Annotated in this window: 9 protein-coding genes; all 9 read right to left on the bottom strand. The window is 72.2% G+C overall.

What is annotated here, in order from left to right; translation table 11 throughout:
• Positions 1–109: 109 nt before the first annotated feature.
• Positions 110–4,582, bottom strand: a complete 4,473-nt coding sequence (locus tag FVP77_RS15145) for a type VII secretion EssC family protein (protein WP_147895385.1) — start codon at positions 4,580–4,582, stop codon at positions 110–112.
• Positions 4,579–5,667: an RDD family protein gene (locus tag FVP77_RS15140; protein ID WP_147895384.1), complete on the bottom strand. Its 1,089-nt coding sequence runs from the start codon at positions 5,665–5,667 to the stop codon at positions 4,579–4,581. The genes FVP77_RS15145 and FVP77_RS15140 overlap by 4 nt, the downstream gene beginning before the upstream one ends.
• Positions 5,668–5,770: 103 nt before the next feature.
• Positions 5,771–6,409, bottom strand: a complete 639-nt coding sequence (locus FVP77_RS15135) for a hypothetical protein (RefSeq protein ID WP_147895383.1) — start codon at positions 6,407–6,409, stop codon at positions 5,771–5,773.
• Entirely contained in the window at positions 6,406–7,902 is a 1,497-nt protein-coding gene (locus FVP77_RS15130; protein ID WP_147895382.1) for a DUF5684 domain-containing protein, read from the bottom strand. The genes FVP77_RS15135 and FVP77_RS15130 overlap by 4 nt, the downstream gene beginning before the upstream one ends.
• Positions 7,899–10,358 carry a transglutaminase TgpA family protein gene (locus FVP77_RS15125; RefSeq protein ID WP_246134132.1) on the bottom strand — a complete coding sequence of 820 codons (2,460 nt, stop codon included), beginning with the start codon at positions 10,356–10,358 and terminating at the stop codon, positions 7,899–7,901. Before FVP77_RS15125 ends, FVP77_RS15130 begins: the two co-directional genes overlap by 4 nt.
• The gene (locus FVP77_RS15120) at positions 10,355–11,728 is read right to left on the bottom strand and encodes a DUF58 domain-containing protein (RefSeq protein WP_147895381.1); all 1,374 of its coding nucleotides are present in this window, start codon (positions 11,726–11,728) and stop codon (positions 10,355–10,357) included. The genes FVP77_RS15125 and FVP77_RS15120 overlap by 4 nt, the downstream gene beginning before the upstream one ends.
• Positions 11,729–11,756: 28 nt before the next feature.
• Positions 11,757–12,722 (bottom strand): AAA family ATPase, encoded by a 966-nt coding sequence (locus FVP77_RS15115; protein ID WP_147895380.1) that lies wholly within the window; start codon positions 12,720–12,722, stop codon positions 11,757–11,759.
• A gap of 31 nt (positions 12,723–12,753) precedes the next feature.
• Positions 12,754–18,672 carry an Ig-like domain-containing protein gene (locus FVP77_RS15110; protein WP_147895379.1) on the bottom strand — a complete coding sequence of 1,973 codons (5,919 nt, stop codon included), beginning with the start codon at positions 18,670–18,672 and terminating at the stop codon, positions 12,754–12,756.
• Positions 18,673–19,806 carry a serine/threonine-protein kinase gene (locus FVP77_RS15105; RefSeq protein WP_147895378.1) on the bottom strand — a complete coding sequence of 378 codons (1,134 nt, stop codon included), beginning with the start codon at positions 19,804–19,806 and terminating at the stop codon, positions 18,673–18,675.
• Positions 19,807–19,869 lie beyond the last annotated feature (63 nt).

Here is a 19,869-nt window from a genome sequence, read left to right as displayed (position 1 = left end):
TCGTTGAGGAAGAAGGGGCCGGAACCCCCGAACGACCACAACCCTAACCGAACCTCCGCGCGGCCCAGGACAGACCTTCCCGACGGCCGAGGGGTTGTGGTAACGCGCTTCAGTCGGCGACCAGCGGGAGCTGCACGGTGACCATCCGGCCGTTCTCGACGAACAGGCCGCGGCCCGGCGGGAACTCGTGACGCTGCACCTTCGGGAAGGGAACCTTGAACAGCGAGTCGCCGTCGTAGGTCTCCGGCCGCAGCGCGATGCCGTGCCGCCCCGCCTTGAGTTCGCCGATCAGACCGAAGCCGCTGGTGAGCTGGGCGACGTCGCCGTCGGCGACCAGGAAGTGATCGCTGCGGTTGATCGCCTGGAACAGCTCCTTGAGCGGACGCTCGGCATCGGTGTCGCTGAACTCGGTGATGTTCTCCACGACGATCATGAGCCTCTTGGTGAGGGTCTCGTCGACGACGACGTCCTTGAGCTCCTTGGCGAGAGCTCGCACGTCCTCCGGACTGCTGGCCGTCCTGGTCCAGGGACGGAACGAACGCAGCGCCGCGCGGCGTCCGCCGACGTGGAACAGCGCCACCTCGGGGTCGAGACGCTCCACGGCCCTGACGAGGCCCCGCAGCGCCGTGGTCTTTCCGCTCTGCGGCGGCCCCGCGACGACGAACGTGCCGATGGGCTCGAACGCCCGGGGTCCCAGGGTGTCGTCGCCGATGCCGAGCACGGGGAGTCCGTCGAGCCGATCGGGCAGGCTCGCCGCGTCGAGTTCGGTGGGGAGCGATCCGATGTTCTCGGCCTCGACGGCGCCGGCGGCGCGGAGGCTCTCGGCGAAGGCCTCGGCGGCGGTGTTCTGCTCGGCGACGTTCGTCGTGCCGCCGATGACCGCGATCTGGGTCTCGACGCCGTCGACGATGGCGCGCCCGGGGGCACTGCGCTCGTTGAGCACGTCCTTCGGCACTCCGAGGATCGAGTACGCGCCGTCGTCGGCCATGCGCAGGACGATGCGCTTGGTCACGTTCGCGCTGACGGCCGTCGGGACGCTCCCGTAGCGATCGGCGGTGGCCACGACGTGCACGCCGAGCGGTCGCCCCTCGCCGAGCACGCGCATGAAGATCGCGTAGTACGGCGCGCGCGCCGACACCGTCTCCCAGTCCTGCTTGAACGTGCCGAACCCGTCGAGCAGGATGACGATCCGCGGTTCGTCGGGCTTGCCGGCGAGAACGCGGTACTCGGTCAGCGTCGAGGCGTTGACGGCGGAGAACCGTCGCGCGCGGTCGTCGAGGATCGAGCGGACGGTACGCAGCAGGCGTTGGACGCGCTCGGCATCGTCGCCCGAGACGATCGCGCCGACGTGGGGCATGGTCTCGATCGAGCGGAGCGAACCGGTGCCGAAGTCGATGCCATACACCGCCACGCGACCGAGGTCGGGACGCGCGCCCGCGGCGATCCCGATCGAGCGCAGCGCGACGCTCTTCCCCGACCCGCTCGTGCCGTAGACGAGCATGTGGCCGTCGGTGTCGGGCTCGAAGAAGACGGCCGTCTGCCGCTGCTGCTGGGGGATGTCGGCGAGTCCGAGAGGGATGCGCGCGTCGCCGTCCAGGGGCAGGTCGCGCAGATCGATCGTGCCCGCCAGGTCTTCGAGCCACGGGCGCCTCGGCTTCGGCAGGCCGGCTTCCTCGGACGCCGCCACCAGGTTGGCCACGAGGCGCTTCTGGTCGTTCGGGCCGAGGTCTTCGTCGTGGGCGTCCGATCCGTCGTCGTCGCGCTCGGACTCCCAGAGCGTCACCGATCCGAAGCGGAGCTCCGCGACACGCACCTGGGCGCGGTTCGGCTCCTCCGTCGTCCACCCTCCGGCGTAGGCCGCCTGGAACGGCACGAGCCGGCCGGGGCCGGTCTTGGCGATGCCGCGACCGGGGATGGAGGGATCGAAGGTGGATGCGACGGCATCGCCGACGACGTCGTTCGAGTCCGAGGCATCCGCCATCCTGAGGGCGACGCGCAGGTTGGTGTTCGCGCGCAGGTTGTCCTTGATGACGCCAGCGGGGCGCTGCGTCGCCATGATCAGGTGGATGCCGAGGGAACGACCTCGCTGGGCGATGTCGACGACCCCGTCGACGAACTCCGGCACCTCGGTCGCGAGGGCGGCGAACTCGTCGATGACGATGACGAGAGCCGGCGGCGTCTCGGGATCCTGACGCTTCTCGAGCTCGAGCAGGTCCTTCGCCTTCTTGCGGTTGAACAGGTGCTCGCGGTGGTGCAGCTCTGCCCGGAGGCTCGTCAGGGCGCGCCGCACGAGGTGCGGGCTCAGGTCGGTCACGAGTCCCACCGTGTGGGGCAGGTCGACGCAGTCGGCGAAGGCCGAGCCGCCCTTGTAGTCGACGTAGAGGAACGTCACACGGTCGGGACTGTACTCGGCCGCCATCCCCAGCACCCAGGTCTGCAGGAACTCGCTCTTGCCCGATCCGGTCGTTCCGCCGACCAGCGCGTGAGGCCCCTGGGTGCGCAGGTCGAGAGACATCGCATCGGGGCTGCCCTGACCCATGAAGGCCTTGAGGGTGCCCGCGCGCTTCAGCCGCGGGCGCGGCGTCCGCGATCGGTCGATGATCGAATTGTTCTGTCGCCACCGTTCGATCACCGCGGAGGTCTCCGCGGCCCGGTCGGCGCCGATGATGCGCAGGAGCGACACGCTGTTCGGGAGGTCCGACGAGTCGGGCGCGACGGAGCTGGAGTCGACCACGGGCGCGAGGCGCTTGGCGAAGTGCTCTGCGTACTCGCGGGAGACGCCCTCGACGCTGACCCCCTCGGCCCGCTCACCGGCGCGCACCCAGCCGACCACGGCGTCGTCGAGCCCGTTCGTGACGTCGACGAACGTGCGGCAGGCGGCCGGGAGCGACTCGACGGTCGGCGCGACGAAGATCGTGAAGACCCCCGCATCCGGTCCCCGCTCGATGAGCTGGGTGAGACGGGCACGGTCGACGGGGGCGTCATTGGTGGCGATGAGGATGAGTGAGACGTCGCCGCCCTTCGCGGGGCTGTGCGCCCGTTCGCCGACGCTCTTGCCGAGCTCCATCGAGGTGTCCTGCGGCGCCAGGGGGCCGCGCTGCTCGGGTGAGCCGGTGAGGCGCTCGAGAACGGCGCCCTCGAGGGCGTTGAGCAGCACGGTCGCCGCCGAGGGGCTGTCGGCGAGCGCGATCTCGGCGAACGGTGACTGGGGGCTCGTGGTGTGCGGCAACCACTTCATCCACTCGACGTCGGGCGTCCAGGCGGGGTCGACGATCGCCGCGGTGATGACCTCGTTGGGAGCGTGGAGGCCGAACAGCTGCACGCCGATCCCTCGGAGCACGTCGGCGACCTCGCCGCGTCCGCCGGCGATGCCGATCGCTCCGGCGGACGGGAGCAGTTCCACGAGAGGCACGTCGGAGATGTGCTCGAACCGCGACCGGAGGGTGTTCACCCGGTCGGAGTACTCGGCGATGCCGCGCTGGTCGCTCGCCTCCTGCACGGTGTTGCGGCTGCGACCGGTGCCCGATCCGAGTCGCACCGAGAGGAAGTTCCAGTGCTCGGGGCGACGGGTCCACATCAGCGGGCCGAGCTTCATGGACTGCTCGAAGACGGTGGCCGTCGGCGGCGCCTCCTCGCGGCGGCGTTCGCGCTCGACCACCTCCTCGGCGAGCAGGGCGTCTTCGAGCTCGTCGATCTGCGTCTCGAAGGTGTCGATCTCCAGACGGAGCTTCTTGCCCTGCTGGGTGCGCTGCCCGATGAAGTTGCCGAGCATCATCAGCGGGGCCATGAAGACGATCAGCAGTGACGTCGGGCGCTGGGTCACCGCGAACAGGGCGAGGCCCAGGAGCACGGGGGCTGCGACCATCGGCCACGGGAAGATGCGGGGGTCGGCCTCGGCCGGGATGATCGGATGCCGGTGCTCGCGTCCGGCGTAACGCTTCTCGACGCGGGGCGAGCGGTTGAACAGCAGGGACCCGCCCTGCTCGAAGATGCGCGTCTCGTCGGCGTCGCCCTCGTTCGGCGTGCGGACGAACCGCACGTCGGTGCCGCCGATCGTGATGATCTGGCCGGGTCGCACGCGCACGCGGGAGACGAGACCGCCGTCGATGACGAGCCCGTTGGCGGAGTTGAGGTCGATGACCTCGATCTCCTTGTCGATCTCGACGCGCGCGTGGCGCTTGGAGACCATCGGGTCGCGGAGCACGACGTGAGCGGGCTCGACCCGCCCGATGATGGAGGTGCCGTGGGCCAGCGGGACGACCCGCCCCGCTTCGGCGCCGCTGAGGATCTGCATCACGGCAGCGGTGGCCCCGCTCGACGCGTAGGCGTCGGCCGTCGCTGCGACCACCGCCGCGTCGAAGCCCGAGCCGAGGGGCGCGTCGGCGACGAGGGCCGTCGGATCCATCTGCGTGGATTCCTCGCCCGGAGGGGCGACGAGCAGCGTGGGCGTGACCGACGCCGGGATGCGACTGCTGTCGGCGAGCGATCGCGCCACGTCTTCGACGGTCGCGGTGGCGTCGGCGGTGACGATGACGTCGACGGGCGCGGCGGCCTCCCGGCGGAGGGCGAGTTTGATCTTCATGCCTGGGGGCCTCCTCGACGAACCTGGAACATGCGCCCGCCGAGGCGCACGACGGCGCCCGCCTCGAGGCCGACGCGCGACCCGGGAGTGAGCGGGGTCTCGGCGCCGTCCGCCCCGACGATCGACGTCCCGTTGCTCGAGTTGCGGTCCATGACCCACACCCCGCCCGCATCGAGGCCGAACGCCAGGTGCGTCTTGGAGAGCAGCTTGTCGGGGTCTTCGAGGGTCAGAAGCACCTCGGCGGTCTGACCGGGTGCGGCCTCGGGCTGTCGACCGATCAGACCGTACTCCGGCACGCGCACGCTCGAGCCGTCCTCGAAGACCAGCACGTGCTCGATCCTCGGCGCGGCCGTGATCAGTCCGGCCGCCTCGTCCTCGACGGGCTGCTGGGCCCACGGTCCGCCCGAGACGCCGACGATGCCGGCCCGCGAGCGGCGCTCGGCGAGCATCGGCAGCTCGCCCGATCCGTTCGACGCCAGCGACGGCAGGCCCTCCGACACCTCCCGGAGCGGCATGTCGAGCTCGCGGACGGTGCGGCGCAGGGCGCGTGCGTCGGCCGGGTCGAGCCCCGCGCGCGCGTCGATCAGCCAGCATCCCGCGACACGATCGAGGATGCTGCGGCCGCGACCCTCGCGATCCCACAGCCCCGACGCGAACATCACCGCCGGTCCGACGGTCGGAACGATCCCGCTGACACCCAGGACGAGGGCGCGGAGCACGATGCGCCAGAAGCCCGGGCGCCCGAGATCGGCCACGGAGACCGAGCGCAGCCGCATCGCGGCCTTGCCGGCGGTCACGCCGCGGCGCCCGTGGAGAACGAGCTGGACGAGTCCGAACAGCGCCGGCAGCACCGACCCCGCGATCACCAGGACGAACGGACCCCACGATGCGTCGCCCGCGAAGAGGAGGGCGCCGCCGATGCCGGCGGGGATGGCGAGCAGCGACCAGATCAGAAGATCGATCGCGAAGGCCCACGCCCGCACGCCGGGCCGGGCGGCGACGATGCCCAGCCGTGCGGCGGACTCCGGGTCGCCGCCGATCGCATCCGACGGGGTTCGAACCCGCGTCTCACCGGCTCCGCTCATCGGTCCCCCTCGCAGAAAAGCTCGACTGGTAAACCTATCGCAGCGACGCGGCCCACCCCGTCGCTTGACGGGTGTGCGGCCGCACACCTCGCCGGTGCCGCGGTCACGCCGGTACGACGATCGCCCACACGACCGCGACGATCGCCAGGCCGGCAGCCAGCGCGCCGACGACGATCGCCGCGAGGGCCCGACGCCGATCGCGTCGAGCGCGCGAGGCCGATGCGGCGGCCACGTCGACGGACGCCTGCGGTTCCCGTCGGGTCGGAGCGGCGCGCGTCACGACCTCCGACTCGACCGGCCGCGGCCGGTAGATCTCCCGGTCGTCGCTCGACGGGACCCGGGCCTTGCGCTCCTCCGGCAACCCCTGCGCCGCACGCACCTCGGACTGGCGGACGCGAGCCGCGGGAACGACCGCAGGGCGGGCGCGTTCGCGGGAGCCCGGCGCGGTGTCGTCGTCCGGTTCGTCGTCGGATGCTGCGAGCCGCCGACGCCCGGGCACCGTGACGTCGTCGACCGCCTCGGCCGGAGGGCCCGGCTCCACCGGGGCCGCGGGTGACGCGCGACGAGCGAGGACCGTCGGCTCCTCCGCTGCACGGCGTCGCGCCAGGACGGTCTCGTCGTCGACCGGCGGAGGTGCGTCCTGCTGCCCCTCGTGGGGAGCATTCGGCCACGCGCGCAGTCGTCCCGCCCAGATGGTGACGTCGTCGGCGTCGGCGTCGGCGTCGGCGTCGCGCTCGCTCACGCCTCGCTCCGCTTGAGCCGCACCTCCGCGTCGCCGAGGAAGAACCGCTCCCCCGCTTCGAGTTCCTGACCGGGCTGCGCTTCGATCTCGGTGCCCATCAGGGTCGCGAACAGCACGCCGTTGGTCGAATCGAGGTCGGTGACGAACCACGTCTCGCCGCGCAGCTCGAGGCGGGCGTGGGTCTTTGACACCGTGCGCGTCTCGTCGGAGATGGCGATCAGCTGCGCGCCGGGCCGCGTGGGATCGGGCGCGGGTCGCCGACCGAGGATGACGACCTCCGACGAGATGTCGACGGGGGCCCCGCCCGGCGGGATGAGCTTCCACGGCACGCGACGCCGACGCGCCACGATGGTGCGATCCATGGCCTCGAGGTCGTCGTCCTCGTCGTCGGGCGAGTCGCTCTGGGCGTAGAGCGCCGAGACCGACGAGAGCGCCGATCGAGGAGCACCCGCGTCGGGCGCGCCCGGCACGGCCGAGATCGCCTCGCTGAGCTCGGGGAACTGCTCGGGATCGCTCGGCGCCGAGGCGGGCGCGCGCAGCGGTCCGGGAGCCCACGGTTCCCGCACCGGTGCGGGCGCGGGGGGCTCGGGGACCTCGGCGACCGGTGCGGGGGCGACCTCGGGCGTCTCGCGCGGCGGCGCCGCCGGCACCGACTCGATCGGTGCGGCAGCCCCGGTGCGCCGGGGCTGCTCCGGCTCGGCGGCAGGAGGCGACGGCAGGAACGTGGGGCTCGGCGGGGCCGGCGGCGTCACGCGGTCCTCGGGGTCGACCGCGCTGTCGTCGGGCTCGTCCGCGGGGCGCGGCGCGGACCGCGCGGCGAGGAACGACGCGGGCGGCGGCAGCACCGGCGACTCCGCGGGCGGATCGGCCTTCGGCACGACGACCGGTGCGGGAGGAGGGGTGGATGCGGCGGGGCGCTGCGTCTCGGGGGTCGGAGCCCAGAAGCCCGTCGAGAGGGGCGCGGGGTCCTGCGGAGCGCTATCGGCTCGGGGGACGTCGACGCGCGTCGTGTCGACCGGATCGGCGAACATCGGCGCGAAGGCGGCGAAGGCTCCGGCACGCGGGGCCAGGGCAGCATCCGCGGGGTCGTCGAGATCCCCTGTGCGACGGGGGCCGGACTGCTCCTCGCCGATCCAGCGCGCGGAGCCGAATCCGACGATGCTCGCCCAGATGAGCGGGAAGAGCGCGGCGACGACCGTCATCCCGCCGCCGAAGCCGAAGGCGACGTTGACGCGGTAGTACGCGATGACGAGGATCACCACGAAGGCGATCTGACCGAACAGCGGCACGAAGACGATGAAGACGAGCCACGGCGAGAATCCGCCCAGGCGCAGGAGAACCGCCGTGTTGAGGATGGGCACCCACGCCTGCCAGGCGTCCTCGCCCGCTTTGCGGAACACCGCAGCGAGCGAGAGCGACGCCCAGAGATAGACGAGGACGATCACGGCGAACGTGATGAGCCCGGCGACCAGGCCGATGGAAGAGTCGTTCATGTCGTGGTGCGTCCGCCAGCAGCTGGTCGGCGCTTCCCCCTCTCGACGGACCGCGGTGAGCGCGAGCGCGCGGGGCGCGGCGCGATCAACCGGACGAATGACCTCAACGATAGGGCCGCGACGAAGCGACGCCGGAATCCACGCTCACCGACGAGGCGTCTGCGCTCGTCGTCGACGATCCGCCAGAACTCCGCAGCGTCGTCGGCGGTGGTCTGCTCGCGGGCGAACACGGCCCGGTCTGCCGTGGCCGCGAGCTGCTCGCCGGACGGCGTGCCGAAGGTCGCCGCGAGCTCGGAGCGCGTCAATTCCCGCGGTGCCGGGTGGCCGGCGTCCACGCCCGCGTCGACGTATTCCTCCCAGCCGCCGGCGATCTTCTCGACGGGGTCGGACGCCGTCCGGCGCCCGCGTCGGCGCGAGGCCTTCGCGGCCAGGACGGCCACGAACGGACCGAGCACCACCGCGAGGACGAGCAGCACGATGCCCCCGACGCGCAGGATCGGCCAGAGCCACGCCAGGTCGATCCCGGCCGCATCGTCGTCGGGGGCGTCCCGCGCGGAGTCCTCCTGCACGGGCTCGGGCGGCACGACTTCCTCGACGGTGTCGGGGCGCACCTCGGTGACGTTCTCGGGGTCGCGCTGCTCCGTCACCTCCAGGCTCGGCGACTGCTCCCACTGGGGGGTCGCGTCGACCGCGATCCAGCGGCCGTCGTCGGAGAGCACCTCCGCCCACGCCGCGAGATCCTTCGCGCGACAGGTGCCCGCCTCGCACGTGGTGAGCCCCGGGTCGGAGGAGGTCAGTCGCGCGCCGACCACCACCCGCGAGGCGAAGCCGAGCTCGCGAGCGACGAGGGCGACGGCTACCGAGAACTGCTCGTCGTCGCCGACGGCCGCGACGAAGTTGTCGGACGCGACGGCCCGCGGGTCGCTCTCGCGCTCGAGCAGGCGGGAGAAGAGCGTGTCGATGCGCGCGAGGGAGTGCCCCGACGCGCTGGGCTGGAACACGTAGCCCGCGAGACCCGCCCTCCACACCGGGGTCTGCTCGCCTTCGTCGAGCGCGTGGCTGAGGTAGCCGCGCTCCCGCAGCAGCCTCACGAGCCCGTCGAGCGCCGTACCGCCCGTGCCCACGGCGTGCTCGTCGACCCAGGCCGCCAGGTTGTCGGGCGGCAGGACCCCGCCCGGATCACCGCCCGGCTCGCCGATGGACGCGAGATCGGCAACGGCGGGCTCGACACCCCGCAGCCGGTAGCGATCGCCCGCCGCGAGCCCGCCGTCGGCGGTCTGCACACCGGCGCCGGCCGTGACGTCGTAGTAGAAGCTGTCGGCGAGCGCCGACGCGCGGTCGCCCTCGAAATCCACGCGGGCGAGGCTGCCCGCGGTGGGCATCCAGATGCCGCCCAGATCGGCGATCTCGACCTCGACGTCGATCGCGGCGCCCTCCCCCGCGTCGCGGACGGAGGGCACCCGCACGAACCGGCTCCCGTCGCCGCCCGGGCGGAAGATCTCGCCGTCGTAGCCGTCGAGCGTGGCCACGCGCACCCGCTCGGGAAGCGCGTCGCCGCTGACCGTGAACAGCACGTCGTCGGCACGCGCGTCGGAGAACAGCATCCGATAGTCCGACAGAGGACTCACCGCGGCGGCGATCTCGAGCTCGGGGCCGGCCGCCGTCCGCAGCACTTGACGATCGGCTCCCCGCGCCGCCCATGGCACGACGGCCACGGCCGCCACGAGCGCGACAGTCAGCATCCCCGCGCCCAGAGCCGCCCGGCGGCGGTCGGCGCCCGACGGGCGGCGCGACATGCGCACACCGCTCGCCGAGGTGGCGCGCTGCAGCGCCGCGACGCGTTCGTCGCGCGCACGCCATGCGAGCCACATCAGCGCGGATCCGAGAGCGCAGACCCCGACGAGGGTCTCGACCGGGGCGGCGAGGGTCACCGGCCCGAGCACGAGTGCCGAGCTGACGGCCGTGCGGCCGAAGAAGAGACCGAACGACACCATGCCCAGTCCGACGACGACGGAGGCGTTCGCCCATCTGTCCTCCCGCCAGGCGAGGAGGAGAGTCACGGTCGTGCCGACGAGAAAGATCACGAGCGCCGGCACGAGAAGGTTGCGGTAGGCGCCGACGGGGAGGTCTACCGTGACCAGGTCCTTCCAGCCGACGACCACCCCGGCGAACGCCTCGGCGAGTCCCTGCAGCATCTCGACCGGGCCGGTCAGCCGTGACGGCACGGCGAGCGGCACGGAGAGGAGGGCGAAGGCGACGACGAGCAGCGCGGCCACGATCCACCCGCCCCAGCGGCGCACGAGGGCGAGGACGGCGATTCCGGCGCCCACCAGCGCTCCGACACCGGCCGCGAGCAGGAACGCCGTCGACGCGTAGATCGGCCACGCGGCGAGCGCGGCCACCAGCACCGTCGCGGCGACGTAGACGGCGCCCGCGATGATCCGAGGCCCCTTCACGACGCCGCTCCGCGTGCGAGGAGGCCCGACAGGTCGTCCAAGGTGCCGATCGTCAGCACCGAGAGCCCCGACAGCACGCGCATGCGCGGGTGCGCGCTCTCGTCGCAGACGACGGCGACCAGGGCGGTGTCGGCGGGGAAGGCGAGCGCCGCCTGACGCAGGCGCTGCAGCGGCACCGTCGAGCCGACCACCATGAACGCGATGGAGAGACGCTCGTTCGCCTCGGCGGCCAGGCGGCACACCTCGTCGACCGGCATCGTGTTCTCCAGGCGCGTGATGGCGCTGAACCCGTCGAGCATCGCGCGAGGCGACACGGTCGCGATGTGCTGGATCGCGCGGAGCCGGCCCCGCACCACCCGCGGGATCTCCGACCCCGAGACGATGTCGAGGTCGCGCGCGTCGCGCACGGCACGCAGGCCGAGGGATGCGGCGGCCGATACCGCGAGCTCGAACTCGTCGGCGTCGGCGAACTCGGGCTCGGCGACACCGAGCACCACCGCCATGCGCGAGCGGCGCGACTCCTCGAACTGGCGCACCATCAGGCGGCCGGTCTTCGCCGTCGACTTCCAGTGCACCTGCCGCTGCGAGTCGCCCGGGGCGTACTCGCGGATCGCGTGGAACGACATGTCGGAGTCGACCAGGCGGCGGGTCGGGTTGCCCTCGAGATCGCGGATGAGCCCCGCGCTGGTGGACGGGATCGCGGTGGTGCGCGGGTGGACGAACAGGTCGCGCACGTCGTCGAACGCGTGCTCGCGCCGGAGGAGCCCGACCGGGTCGCTGCGGACGGTGGTGACGGGCCCCACCCGCACGATGCCGCGGGGCAGAGCGGGGATCTCGAGCGGCTGCGCCACCGTGTGACCCGGGCGCAGAAGCGGAACCCCGAACTCCACGAGACCGCGACCCACGGGGATGTCGAGGCGCCCCGGGAGGGCGACGCGTCGCCCGTCGTTGCGGACCACGATCTCGCCCGTCACACCCTGGCCGGCCACGACCCGCTCGTGCGTGAGAGTGAGGTCGACCTCGTAGGCGCGGGCGCCGAACAGGAACGGGACGCCCATGATCACCAGGAGGACCGAGACGACGCCCGCGACCATCCATTCGACCCACCCGAAGGCGACGCCGAGCACGAGACCGGCGGTGGCGGCGACGACCACGAGCGCGCCTGCCGGTCGGACGGTGCGCCCCGCCCACCGGACCGCGGCGACGAGCGCGTCGCGGGTGGCGCGGAGAGCGACCGTCGTACGCACCGCGGCGCGCACGATCGCCCGCTCGCGTCGCCGGGAGGTCGTCGAGGTGATCGACGTGCGAGACGACGTGGTCGTCGACGACGCGGCGGAGGTGCGGGTGAGACGCGAATCGACGGTGTTCATGCCGCTCCGCCGGGGCTCGGGTCAGCGCTCATACGGCCTCGCGCTGCGTGGGAGGCGCGACGTCGAGAAGCACCTGGCCGACGACGGCCTCCTGCGTGACGCCGTCGAACTCCGATTCGGGATGCAGGATCAGGCGGTGCGAGAGCACCGGCACGGCGAGCGCCTTCACGTCGTCGGGCGTGGCGTAGGTGCGCCCCTGCGACGCGGCGCGTGCGCGGGTGGCGCGGGTGAGGGCGAGGGCGCCACGGATGCTGACACCCAGCCGCACTTCGTCGGCCGAACGGGTGGCGTCGACGAGCCGCGCGATGTAGTCGAGCACGAGGGCGTCCACATAGGTCTCGGCCGCGAGGTCCGCCATGCCCGCCAGCGCCTGCGGGGTGATGATCGGCGAGAGGTCCTCGGTGGCCACCGCTGCGCCGTCGAGGATGCGCACGGTGGCGGCGTGGTCGGGGTACCCGAGCGACGTGCGCATCATGAAGCGGTCGAGCTGCGCCTCCGGCAGGCGATAGGTGCCGGCCTGCTCGACGGGATTCTGCGTCGCCAGCACGAGGAACGGGTCGCCCACCGCGCGGGTGACCCCGTCGATCGTGACGTGCTTCTCCTCCATCACTTCGAGCAGCGCCGACTGGGTCTTGGGGCTCGCACGGTTGATCTCGTCGGCGAGCACGATGTTGGCGAAGACCGGGCCGGAGTGGAACTCGAACGCTCCCGTCTTCTGGTCGTACACCGTGATGCCGGTGATGTCACCGGGCAGGAGGTCGGGGGTGAACTGGATGCGCGTGTTCGTCCCCTGAACCGACTGCGCCACCGCGCGGGCGAGCGAGGTCTTACCCGTTCCCGGTACGTCTTCGAGCAGCACGTGCCCGTCGCTGAGCATCGCGGTGAGCACCAGGTCGACGACCCGCCGCTTGCCGAGCACGGCGCGCTCGACGTTGTCGGCGATCTGCGCGAAGGTGTCGGCGAACCACGTCGCCTGCTCCTGGGTGATCGTCATCGTGCTCTCCTGTGTCGTGGGGAAGGGAGGGTCAGGGGGCCGTGGCCGGTGTGCCGGGATCGCACTGCCCCGAGAAGGTCGACTGTGCCGCGTCGAGGTTCCAGCCCTGCGTGGACCATCCGGCGGTGACGGCGATGTTGTCGACGTACCGCGCGCCTGCCGGCACCAGCCGCGGATCCTCGCCGCGGGCGAGCGCGGCGCGATTCGCATCGAGATAGCGCACCCCGGAGTAGTCGAACGCGATGTCTGCCTGGGCGTTGCTCGAGGTGCCCGTCGCGGTCAGCGTGCTCCCCGCGACGCAGCCGCCCTGGCCCACCGACCACTCCGCCTGCACCTGGAACGGTGCGCTGCCGGAGCGGGGCCCCACGTTCTGGGGCGCTGACGAGGACCATCCGTCGCGCACGTAGCGCACCGTGACGCCCGGGTCGCGACCATAGACCGTCGACGGGAGGCCTTCGAAGGCAGCGCGATAGCGTCGAGGCGGCTGATCGGTCTGCGAGCGCGGCTCGCTCGTGATGCGCCACTCCGCTCGCGCGCCCGACACCGAGGGCCGACGGTCGACCTCGAACTCCCAGCCCGTGGGGACCTTGGTCGTGTCGATTCGCGCCGTACGACTGGCGGTGGCGGTGCCGAAGCCCTCGTCCCGGTAGCGCGACTGTACGCAGACGACGACCGAATACTCCTCGCCTTCGTCGACGTCGGAGAACGTGGCGGCGGCGGCGGATCCGCGCGGGGTGCATCGATCTCGGCCCAGAGCGAATCCGTACACCAGGGCCGATCCATCCCCGTTGACCGTCGCTGTCGCGCTGGCAACGAGCTCGGTCCCGTTCTGGCCCTGTCGGGCTTCGACCGAGAGCGCCACGTTCTGCGGGGCACCGACTCCGTTGGCACGGATCGTCGTGGACTGACCGGACGGCGCCCCGCCGAGACCCGGCGGGAGCGTGAAGCGCGAGAACGGCGTCACGGTGACATCCGTCGCCGTGTTCGAGCCGACGGCGAACGATCTGACCTCGACGGAGGTCTGGCCCGGGCGTATGGAGACATCGCGCGTTTCGCCCGCTGCGCTGGCAATCTGCAACCGCCCGGTCGCCGAGGCGTCGATTCCGGAGATCCCGAGGTCGATGACCTTCCCGTCCGCTCCGACGTCGCGGGGCTGCCAGAGGATCTCGGCAGGGGCGTCGGGGGCGTCGTACGCCCAGGCGGTCGTGCGCACGCTGGAGCGCGACTCGCCGGTGCCGTTCACGGCCCACGCCTCGTACGAGCGCTGCTCGCCGTTGGGAGCGGCGATCGCGGGGCAGACTCCGTCGATGCTGCAGCGCGCGACCTCCTGGCCGGCGTGACGGATCACGAAGCCGGTGAGGCCCGGGTAGGCCTGACGCGACTCTCCCGCGTCGACGCGGAGGGTCACCGAGCCGTCGGCGTACGCCGTCTGGCGGACGCTCCCGGGAGCCTTGGGGAAGCCCTGCAGATCGAGCAGCAGGCGCCCGTCCCGGGGACCGGCCGTCACGCGGCCCTGGGCGTCGCGCACCGAGAACGAGGCGCTGCAGGTCGCACCCGGGGCGTCGGGGCTCCACGACGCGGTCACCGTGTTCGCGGAGGCGACGCGGAAGCTCACCCCGACGCACGCAGCGGTCGGACGGACGTCGACGACCTCCAGGGGCGTGCGCGGGAGCGGGTTGACCTCGCCCGACGCCCCGATGACCGTCACGGTGCACGACGATCCGGCGGCCTGCGAGCACTGCTGCGCGGTCGATCCGCCCTGCGGCAGCGTCGACGGCGCGGCGCCGACGCGCAGGATGAGACGGGCGGGCGCGGTGGTGTGGCTGGTGATCCCCACGAGCACCGCGTTCTCCGACCCGGGAAGCGCGCGATCGTTGCCGGTCACCGTGACCGTCGACCCGGCCAGCGACACGTCGAACGCCGATCCGCTGTACTCGATGCCGTACTGCAGGGCGTTCCAGTCGTCGCGGAGCTGCCACGTCGTCATGGTGCGCAGGTCGAACGTCGCCGTCTCGCCGGGTCCGACGGTGAGGGAGGCGGGACGCAGCTCGGGCTGCGGGTCGAGTGCGTTGACCAGGATCGGCACCGACAGGTAGGTCCAGTCCTCCGTCCCGACGATCCGGACCGGAACCTGGCACGCGTCGGTCCACGGCGCCCCCTGACCCGCGCTGTAGCGCACCGTCGTGCCGCCCTCCGCGGTGCAGATCGCCGCCGGTCGTGCCCCCGCCGACCTGACGTCGCCGCCGATCTCGAGCGACGCGCCGCGAGGGAGGGCGACCAGCTGAGCCATGTCGAACGAGACCGACGCGAGTTCGTCGACCTGCTGTGCCGCCGTGCCGGCGCGAAGCGCCAGTGCCAGATCGTCGTCGCCCGGTACGCGCAGGAACGCGTAGGTGCGCACCTCGGTGCCGGCGACCTCGCCCGTCACCGCGAACGGGATGACGCGGGTGGTCTCGGGGAGCTCGCCGCTCAGACGCCATCCGTCGACCCGGATGTCGCCGGGGTCGGCCCACAGGCCCAAGACGAGGCTGCCGACATCGCCGCCCGACCATGCGGCCTTCGCCGTCAGCACGTCGACGCCGTCGGCGAACTCGTCGCGGTTCTCGGTCGTGAGCACCGTGTCGGACACGATCGGGTAGTCGGGCACGCTCTCTCGGACGACCTTGACGACGATGAGCCCGCGCCCGGTGTTGCCCGAGCTCGACTCGACGTCGTACAGGAACGACATCGTTCCGGGGTTCTCCCCCGCAGCCAGAAGCACGTCGCTGTCGCTGACGTCGCGGATCTGAGCGGCGAGGCGGGTGTACTCCTCGTTCACCTCGCCGTCGGCGAGGGTCTCGGGCAGGTCCGGCCGGACGTCGGTGATGGCCAGCGTGCCCTGCGTGGGGTCGATGTCGTTGGCGAGCGCGCTGACGCGGATCGTGTTGTCGGGCCCCGCCTGCACCTGCACGTAATCGGTGAAGGTCACCGGGCTCGGGTTGGAGTCGGCATCGAGCACGCCGACCCGCACCGTGCCCTCGCCGCCCGCTCCCGCAGCATCCACCGCCCGGTACCGGAACGAGACCTGCCCGCGGTACCCGGGCACGCTGGTGTACACGATCGACGAACCGTCGGCCGAGATCGTCGCCGAGCCGCTCTCGGGCTGCGTCGCGATGCGGTCGAGGGTGACCACGTCGCCATCGGGATCCATGCCGAAGCCGTCGAAATCGATCGTCGTGGTCTGGCCGCTCAGCACCCGCCCCTCGATCCGGTCGGGCAGCGGGGCACGATTGGCGTCGCCCGGGAGCACCCGCACGCGCACGGTCGCGGTGTCGGAGAGCGACGGGAGCCCGGTCGTGTACACGGAGTAGTCGATGCCGTACTCACCGGCTTCGGTGGGCGCGAGATAGCGCAGCACGCCGCCGGATGCGAACGCCAGGGCGTCGGGAGTGCTGGAGACCACCGAGGCCGGATTCAGCGTCGGACGCCCGCCCGCCGGCGAGATGTCGTTGTCGAGCACGGGGATGTCGATCTGCGAGCCGGCCCGCACGACCACGCTGTCGTCGACCGCGATCGGCGCGATCTCGGGCGTCGGCGGCAGCAGGTAGACCGTGGCCTCGCCCGCGACGCGTGCTCCTTCGTCCTCGGTGCCGTCGCTGACCGTGTACGAGACGGTGCCGAGTCGACCGGCCGAGCCGTTCGCGGTCGAACCGGAGACGCGCAGATCGTTCTGGCCCACAGCGTCGACCGACAGCGTGGCGCCCTCATCGGCGTTCGCGACGACGTCGCTGAGCAGGAGAACGCGTCGAGTGGGGTTCGACACCGCGGCGAAGACGTCGAGGGTCGCGTCCTCCTGCGGGCGTACGAACGCCACGACCGGCGAGGTGGCGAGCTCAGCGGGCGCATCGGCGGCGACGAGCGTTACGCGCGCGGTGCCCGTGGCCTCGCTGACGCCGTCGGTCACGGTGAAGCCGACCCGGAACGTACCGGCGTCCCGGGCCGAGAAGTCGAAGGTCGTCGATCCTCCGACGACGGTCGCCGAGGCCGCCGCGTCATCGAGCACGCGCACCGACGACACCGAGAGGGACCCCGAGGTGCCGGTCACGTGCGGGGCGACGTCGACCGTGATCCCCGACTCGATGGAATCGACGACGGCGAACGACTGCACGGCGAGCGCCGGGCTCGGTGAGACCCGCACGAGAAGCGAGCGCTGCGAGACCAGGCCCGTCGTGTCGGCCACCGTGACGGGCAGCTCGATGAGCTGCTCACCGCCCGAGCCGTCGTCGCTGTGCTGGTAGACCACTTCGCCCGACGGCGTCGCGGCGACGGTGCCGATGCCCGAGGGGTTCTCGACCGACAGCAGCAGCAGCGGGTCGCCGTCGGGGTCGACCCATCCGGGGAGGACGGGCACGGTGACGGTGCCGCCCCGCGCGACCTCGGGCTCGGGCCAACGCACGAGGCAGCGTTCCACCCCGCACCATTCCGGCGCAGCATCCCCGGTCGACACCGTCAGGGTGACCGTCGTCGCGGCCGAGGTCAGGCCTTCCTGCGCGGTGCCGTCGGTCACGGCGTACTGGAAGGTCGTCGAGCCCGTCGCCCCCGGCTCGACCCGCACCGCGAGGCGCTGGCCGTCGTCGGTGATCGACACGGTGCCGAAGCCGGGGTCGAGGCCGGTGACCGAGGCGGGGTCGATGCTCAGCACGTCCTCGTTCGGGTCGTGGTCGTTCATCAGCACCGGCAACGTCGCCAGGCTGCCGGCCCGGACGCCGAACGCGTCGGGTTCGGCGATCGGCGGCTTGGGGTCGATCACGACGCTCAGCTGCTCCTCGCTGGGTACGGCGTCGGGGTCGGTGCGGTCGTCGAGCGACCAGTCCTGGCTCGACGGTACGAGCTCGCCGTCGGGCACGGTCCACACCCACCCGGTGCGCGTCTCGTTGAGGATGACGGCGTCGTCTGTGGCCACGAACACCGGTCGCCGCTGGTCGGGGGCGGTCTCGGCGCCGTAGTCGAGCGCCGTCTCGCCGCCGTCGCTGCGCCAGAGCAGGCCGCCGCCGTCGCTCGGGCCGAGCCAGGCGGCGTAGACGACGCCGTCGTGCACGATCGGCGGGGCGGGGGTGCCGAGCACCGATGCGCCCGTGTCGCGCTCCGATACGACGCCGGACCCGTCGACGGGCACGCTCACCAGGCTCGACTCGTCGGCGAGGTAGATCGACGAACCGTCGGGATCGGGCTCGCCCACCGCGATCGTGCCGGTGAGGTCGGCACTCACGGACAGGTCGACGTCGCGCAGCCGCACCTCGCCCGACTCGCCGTCGACGAGCGCCCACGCGTCGCCGGCGGCCGTCAACGACGGCGCGGCGACATCCGCGTCGAGCGGATCGCGACCGCGCACCTCCGAGGTCGCGATGTCGTATCGCAGCACGGATGCGTCGGCCGAGGAGTATGCGAAGAGGCGGCCGGTGCGATCGACCGCGACGGCCTCCGCCGCGTACTGCGGGGCGTCCTCGTCGGACGCGAACGGATCGAGCTGGACGGCGTCGCCCGACGACAGCCGCCCGGCGAAGACCGCCCCGGTGTCGGTGAGGTAGGCCGCGAAGTCGCCGGCGGTGGCCACGCGGGTCGTGCCCGCGGGCGTGGACGGCGAGGTGCGGAGCACCTCCTCGTCGAGGTCGACCGGGAGCGACTCGTCGATGCGGGTGAGCTTGCTGTAGCTGTCGGAGTAGAGGTACGCGCCGTCGGATCCCTGCACGACGGCACTCGGGTTGGTGACGCTGCGCACCGTATCGAGCTCGCGGATCGTCGTGTTCACCCGTGCGTAGCGGAAGTTCTCACCGGTCTGGAGGGCCCAGACCGATGTATCGACCTCGGGCGTCTCCTGCGCGTCGAGACCGGGCCAGACCACGCTCACACCGAGGATCAGTGCGGCCGCGACAGCGGATGCGGCGATCCCGGCCGCGGTGCGGCGGCGCACCTAGAGCACCCCCGTGACGAAGAGGGTGGTCACGACGACGATCCCGGCCGCGAGCACACCGCCACCGGCCAGCATCCACGGCACGACCCTGCTGCGACGACCGGGCGAGGCGGAGATGTCGGTGTCCTCGTCACGTGCGAGCCCCGCCATCCCCGACGCGGTGCGCACCTTGCGTGCGCTCGTGTGCTCGACACGCGTACGCACCGGCCCCCGCAGAGAACCGTCGGCGAAGTCGATGGGACGCGACGTCGGTGCCCACTCGTCGGCCGCGACCTCGAGCGGCGTGACGGGGAGGCCGAGCTCGGACTGGGCCTCGCGCAGGGCGTCGCCGATCTCCCGGGCGCTGGCGAACCGCTGCTTCGGGTCGCGGTGCATCGCACGGGCGAGCACCGTCTGCACCGACGCGGGCACGTCTGCGCGGGGGATCTCGACGTAGGACGCGCGCGCGATCCGTCGGCGCAGCTGATCGCGCGTGTTCTGCCCCCGCTCGCGCCTCTCGAACGGGCTGTGCCCGGCGAGGAGCGAGTAGACCGTGGCGCCCAGGCTCCACACCTCGCTCGCGATCGACCCCGCCGTCTGCTCGGCGACGACCTCGGGGGCGCTCCACGGGATCGACATCGCGAGCATCTCGTCGGCCGACTCGCGCGCGAGCGACGACGAGATGCCGAAGTCGGCGAGCACCGGCGCCCCGAAGGTGGTGATGAGGATGTTGCTCGGCTTCACATCGCGGTGCACGAGTCCCGCGCGGTGAGCGGACTCCAGTGCGCTCGCCATCTTCACGCCGATGGTGAGCACCTCGGGAACGGGCATGCGCTCGACGCGATAGCGCTGCGACAACGACCCGGGGCAGAACTCCATGACGATGTACGGACGACCGTCGGCGGAGATCCCCGCCTGGTAGACGGTGACGATGGACGGATGCGCCGACAGGTGTGCGAGCACGTCGGCCTCGGCGTTGAACATCCGCAGCAGATCGGGATCCCGCACGTCGCTCGGCAGGACTTTCACGGCGACGTTGCGGCGCGGCATGTCCTGCTCGTACAGGAAGACGTCGGCGAAGCCGCCCGAACCGAGCGGTCTGATGTAGCCGAGCCCGGGGAGGATCGGGGGCGCAGCGGGCAGGCGTGTCGGCACCCGTCCTCCCGATTCTTGCGATCCCCAGCGCGCCGACATCGGCGCGGGCAGCTCCTGGTGCGA

Origin of the sequence: Microbacterium hatanonis (genome assembly GCF_008017415.1) — a bacterium.
In the GTDB taxonomy this organism is placed as follows: domain Bacteria; phylum Actinomycetota; class Actinomycetes; order Actinomycetales; family Microbacteriaceae; genus Microbacterium; species Microbacterium hatanonis.
The sequence above is the reverse complement of the archived record's forward strand: the minus strand, read 5'-3'. Positions and strand labels throughout refer to the sequence as shown.

Bases quoted from the DNA above. Each gene is read 5' to 3' on its own strand.
- FVP77_RS15145 (WP_147895385.1), bottom strand. From the start codon at position 4,582: ATGAAGATCAAACTCGCCCTCCGCCGGGAGGCCGCCGCGCCCGTCGAC.
- FVP77_RS15140 (WP_147895384.1), bottom strand. From the start codon at position 5,667: ATGAGCGGAGCCGGTGAGACGCGGGTTCGAACCCCGTCGGATGCGATC.
- FVP77_RS15130 (WP_147895382.1), bottom strand. From the start codon at position 7,902: ATGAACGACTCTTCCATCGGCCTGGTCGCCGGGCTCATCACGTTCGCC.
- FVP77_RS15120 (WP_147895381.1), bottom strand. From the start codon at position 11,728: ATGAACACCGTCGATTCGCGTCTCACCCGCACCTCCGCCGCGTCGTCG.
- FVP77_RS15115 (WP_147895380.1), bottom strand. From the start codon at position 12,722: ATGACGATCACCCAGGAGCAGGCGACGTGGTTCGCCGACACCTTCGCG.